At 42.1% G+C, this 5608-nt stretch carries 3 protein-coding genes and 1 pseudogene; all 4 read left to right on the top strand.

Translation table 11 applies throughout. The features are described from left to right. Positions 1–75: 75 nt before the first annotated feature. Positions 76–1443 (top strand): annotated as a pseudogene (locus C1T29_RS20750) (DUF6792 domain-containing protein); the annotation flags it as partial. Between the two features lie 14 nt (positions 1444–1457). Further along, positions 1458–1817 (top strand): hypothetical protein, encoded by a 360-nt coding sequence (locus tag C1T29_RS20745; protein ID WP_103749328.1) that lies wholly within the window; start codon positions 1458–1460, stop codon positions 1815–1817. A 166-nt stretch (positions 1818–1983) separates the two neighbouring features. After that, a complete protein-coding gene (gene bmrA / locus C1T29_RS20740; RefSeq protein WP_103749329.1) occupies positions 1984–3753 on the top strand; it encodes a multidrug resistance ABC transporter ATP-binding protein/permease BmrA in 1770 nt (589 codons plus the stop codon). Positions 3754–3878: 125 nt separating this feature from the next. Further along, a complete protein-coding gene (locus C1T29_RS20735) occupies positions 3879–5333 on the top strand; it encodes a tetratricopeptide repeat protein (protein ID WP_040081721.1) in 1455 nt (484 codons plus the stop codon). Positions 5334–5608 lie beyond the last annotated feature (275 nt).

The following is a 5608-nucleotide window of genomic DNA, read 5'->3' as shown; positions in this document are numbered from 1 at the left end:
TATATTGTAACCGTTCGAGGTCTCGGCTATCGTTTTATCCCAAATCCTGAAGGCAAGCGGTCATGAGGTTAAGATGGGGTTAACGGAGCTCAAATAAGCGTTGACCACCTGCTAGCAACTGATTTGAATTTGAGAGATAGGCTAATGCATAAATTTCATATTAGACGCTTAAAAGATATTAATGATATCCCACCAGAAAAGTTAAAAAAAGAAATCCAAAAATATTATGAAGACAAAGGCGTAACAGCAAACATCACCCAACGCATCTCAAAAGATGACCCGCTGTATGGAGTCAGCGGCAAGGCCGATTTTATTACATTCGGTGATGTGAAGATGGCAGATACTAATACAAGTGTAAAAGGCATTCGAAACATTATGGATGGGATTCCTGACGAAGATGTGAGGTCAATTCAAAAATTCCTTCAAAAATATAAGGATGACTATGAAAAAGACGGCTTGAACGGTTTTATAAAGGCAGCCAGTGGGATAGACATAGACCTGATTGAAAGAGTGAAAAACACAGATGGTGCTTTAAAGAAAGTAAGTGTCCTATATGAGCATTTTGATGATGTAAAGCAAATGTATGGCCGAATAAAAGAGGAACTGCCGTCGTTTTTAGGTTTTCTTCATACCTTGTTGAGAAACAGCGGACCGGTCGTAGATCAGTTAGCTGAAAATGGGTATATTGATGAAACTCAAAAGAAAGTCATCAAAAAAGAATTAACGAATATTAACGCGTGTATGCGAGGCATAGAATCACGCTACGAACATTTCATTGACCATCTAAAGCATGGCCAATTTATGCAAGCTTTAAAAGACGTTGGTGAAATAGTGGACTATGTAAAATCAATTCTGTCCTCATTGAAAACACTCGACACAGAAACAAAAGACGCACTAAAACTCATCGTCGACGGCCACAGCATCGTTCAAATGCTCAACGCCTTGTCGAAGGAAAAAGGCTTCAGCTATAAAGGCTCCGATATTTATTTTACAGGCAAGAGCGGCTCGGGAGAAACGATTCAAGTCAATCTCTCATCCGCTGTCAGAATCTATCAAAACGGTATGAAAATCGTTGAAGATATGGAAGATGCGATTTCTCAGTACCAGAAGGTTTACAGTCAGGAAATCGATGAAGACTTCATAGACAAAAAACAGGCGATCACCACGGCGATTCATCATATGGAAGAAAACCCTTCGCATTATGCCTTCGATCTTCAATTCCGGCTTGCAGCTGGTTTCAGCCACACATTCGATAAATTGGAAAAAATCTCAGTTCATGAATCATTCCACACAGGTGCGCTTCCTGTTAATGATGGAATTGTTGCTGAATTAAAAAAACAGACAACAGAAAAAAGGGATTTTATCAAAAATATCCGCGAGAGTATTGAAAAGCTGTTTGAAAAAGAAGAAATGATTTCTCAGTTATTTGATTTTCAGCCTTAGGAGGAATTTGAAGAGTGACTTCCTTATTTTCAGAAAGTGAAACAGAAATTGTATCAACCACCTATATGTTTCTGACCAAAGATGAAATGAAGGGGAAAACGGGCACCATCAACCAACCGATCAACGACTTTCTCAGCCTGACAAAGAAATTTGAGTCTTCATTAAAAGAGGAAATCAAGGGGCAAAAAGGGTTGATTGTAAAAAAAATAAAAGAAGAACTTGAGTCGAAAAGCGAAAAACGAAAAGCTGCCCTTCAGATGATAAAAGAAGAACATACCGCAAAAGTGGATCGGTACAAAATGATAATTGAAGACCTGCGGCAGCAGGATGTAACATTGACTTACAGAAAAAAGAAGCCAGTGAAAGATGACTAACATAAAAAATCTCCTATTCAAACAATGAGTGGGAGATCTTTTATTTTCATCACAGCAAAAATATACTGAAAAAGTCTCTCGCCATTGATATGATTGAGAAAGAGTAAAAATCATCCTTTTGCTATGACTTTTCACCTTTCTGAACGCTGAAACAGGAGGAAAATATATGCCAACCCAGAAACAAAAATCTAAAAGTAAATTGAAACCCTTTTTTGCCTTAGTAAGACGGACCAATCCTTCTTATGGAAAGCTCGCCTTTGCGCTTGCCCTCAGTGTTGTAACCACGCTGGTCAGCCTGCTCATTCCATTATTAACGAAGCAGCTTGTCGATGGTTTTTCTATGTCAAATCTGTCAGGCACGCAAATCGGGTTGATCGCGCTGGTGTTTTTCGTTCAGGCGGGTTTAAGCGCTTATGCCACCTATGCGCTTAACTATAACGGACAAAAAATCATCTCCGGGCTGCGGGATTTATTATGGAAGAAATTAATTAAGCTTCCTGTCTCTTATTTTGATACAAATGCTTCCGGAGAAACAGTCAGCCGTGTAACGAACGATACGATGGTTGTCAAAGAATTGATTACAACCCATATCAGCGGATTTATTACAGGCATCATTTCTGTCATTGGATCATTGACAATCTTGTTTATTATGAACTGGAAACTGACACTGCTTGTGTTAGTGGTCGTTCCGCTGGCCGCTCTTATTTTGGTGCCGATTGGAAGGAAAATGTTCTCCATTTCACGGGAAACACAAGATGAAACGGCCCGTTTTACAGGCCTGCTGAATCAAATTCTCCCGGAAATCAGACTTGTTAAAGCTTCAAATGCGGAGGATGTCGAATATGGGCGCGGGAAAAGGGGGATTTCGTCATTATTTAAGCTTGGCGTTCGTGAAGCTAAGGTTCAATCACTTGTCGTCCCGCTTATCTCACTCGTGTTAATGGCAGCCCTTGTCGCAGTCATCGGTTATGGCGGCATGCAGGTATCTTCAGGCGAGCTCACGGCCGGAGCGCTCGTGGCTTTTATTTTATATTTGTTCCAAATTATTATGCCGATGGGCCAAATTACAACATTCTTTACACAGCTGCAAAAATCAATCGGTGCAACAGAACGAATGATTGAGATCTTGGCAGAGGAAGAGGAAGATACAGTGACGGGAAAACAAATCGAAAATGCGCATCTGCCTATCCAGCTTGATCGCGTGTCTTTTGGATATAAGCCCGATCAGCTGATCTTAAAAGAGATCAGCGCCGTCATTGAAGCAGGGAAAGTGACAGCGATCGTCGGTCCGAGCGGCGGGGGAAAAACGACGCTGTTTAAGCTGCTTGAACGCTTTTACTCTCCGACTGCAGGGGCTATTCGGCTGGGGGACGAGCCGATTGACACTTATTCGCTTGAATCGTGGCGGGAGCACATCGGATATGTATCACAGGAAAGCCCGTTAATGTCGGGGACAATCAGAGAAAATATTTGTTACGGATTAGAACGAGATGTAACAGATGATGAGATCGAAAAAGCCGCGGAAATGGCCTATGCCCTCAATTTTATAAAGGAGCTGCCGAATCAGCTTGATACAGAAGTGGGCGAACGCGGCATCATGCTGTCAGGCGGACAAAGGCAAAGAATCGCAATTGCGAGAGCGCTTCTCCGTAACCCAAGCATTCTTATGCTTGATGAAGCCACTTCAAGCCTTGACAGCCAATCTGAAAAGTCAGTTCAGCAGGCGCTTGAGGTGCTGATGGAGGGCCGCACAACAATTGTTATCGCTCACCGCCTATCTACCGTTGTAGACGCGGACCAGCTTTTGTTTGTTGAAAAAGGGGAAATTACCGGTCGTGGAACACACCATGAATTAATGGCTTCCCATGATCTTTATCGGGATTTTGCTGAACAGCAGCTGAAAATGAACGCGGATTTAGAAAACAAAGCCGGGTAAATTTTGGTCGAATCAGCCAATAAAAAAGAGGAGGGGATTTCCCAATCCTTCCTTTTGAACTATTGAGGGGCTTACGATTTATGGTATACTACTGACGGTAATATTGTATAAAACGGAGGGTAGTTGTGGGAAAACACACTTCTGAACATAAAAATCACGCACAAATTGTCCAGCTGCTTCAAGATGGACAATATTTTTTTCATAAAGGTTTGAAAGCGTATAAAGAGCGCAATCTGAAACGGGCAAGCAAACTGATTCAGCGCGCGGTTCATTTGGAGCCGGAGGATTCAGAGATGCTTTCACAGCTTGCGGTCATTTACTCGGAAATGGGCCAGTATCAAGAGTCCAACGATCTTCTTGACTATATCATGGCTAATCTGGAGGCCGAAATGCCGGAGTGCCATTACTTTAAAGCGAATAACTTTGCCCATCTGGGGCTCTTTCAAGAAGCTTATAAAGAAGCGGCCGCTTATTCTGATGCGGACCCGGACGGTGAATTCGCCGAAGAAAATGATAGTCTGCTTGATTTGCTCGATCTAGGGGACGATGGTATTGAGGATTCGTTATATGATCAGGATGAACTGCTGATGAAACAGGATCGGGCAAAATCATTGCTGGAAAGCGGCCAGCTTGCTGAAGCGGTTGCAGCGCTTGAGGAAATCACAGCTGAATATCCGGAGCTTTGGTCAGCATACAACAATCTGGCGCTTGCCTATTTCTATTCCGGAAACGTTGTAAAAGCGAAGCAAACCGCGTATGAAGTGCTTTCTCATAATGAAGGAAATCTTCACGCCTTATGCAATCTTCTCGTTTTCTACTATTATGAAAGAGAAGATGAAAAAGTGGCGGAATTGAGTGAGCAGCTTTCTAATGTCTATCCAATGCTGTTGGAACAGCGTTATAAACTGGGTGCTACCTTGGCGCTTGTCGGCCGTTACGAGCTTGGGTATAAATGGCTCAAATCATTATATAAAACCGGCTTTGAAGGTGACGACACATTCTTTTACTGGCTCTCGTGCTCTGCTTATTTTACGGGGCATACCGACTTTGCCGAGACGATCTGGAGAAAAGTCGAGTCGCAATATCCCGGAGAAGACCGCCCTGCGCCCTGGGTTGAGCGGAGGGAAGCACTTCCTTCATCTGTAGAACAGCGTCTTGCAGCCTATTATATAAGCAGTACAAAGGGAGAAACGGAGCATCTTGAAGCGGTAATACGCTCAAAGAGAATTACCGCTCCTTTTGAAAATCACTTTGTAAAGCTGCTTTTGAATGGAGACTCTGTGGCAGCTGACGTTTCAGAGGATGCTCTGTTCGCCTATCAAACGGTCAAATTATTAGAGCAAGCTGAAAAAGAAGAGATGACAACAGAAGTCATGAGCTGCTGGGTTTTCCATGTCATCCAGCAAATCCGCGCAGCCGCTCCGTTGAAGAATGAGAAAGGCTGGGCGGCAGCGATCTGTTATATTTGGAAAGAAGCTCACGGCAAGCAAGACACGAAAAAAGACACAGCGGCCCGATTCGGCATCTCTCCGGCAACGTTGACGAAATATATGAAATATATTGATGATATTCTAGAATAGTATATTTTAAAGAGTCGATTTGTTTAATCGACTCTTTTTTTATTTGGTAGATTATATTAAGAAAATAATATCGACAGTTTTTTTATACGTTTAAGAAAAATGACAAATGATGTGTGACTTGACATCTGTTTGAAACATAAATGTAATAAAATTTATCGCTAATTTGTCGAAACTTGATGGTATAATGATTCTCGTACATAAGGGATTAGTGTTTTTTACATATGATGTGAAATAAACGCTATACAACCAGAATAAGAGATGCACAGAATAATTAA

Source organism: Bacillus sp. MBGLi79 (assembly GCF_002953915.1).
This window is presented reverse-complemented; position numbering and strand designations above follow the sequence as displayed.

What these genes read in the sequence shown, in the direction of transcription:
- bmrA (WP_103749329.1), top strand. Translation starts at nt 1,984, where the DNA reads ATGCCAACCCAGAAACAAAAATCTAAAAGTAAATTGAAACCCTTTTTT.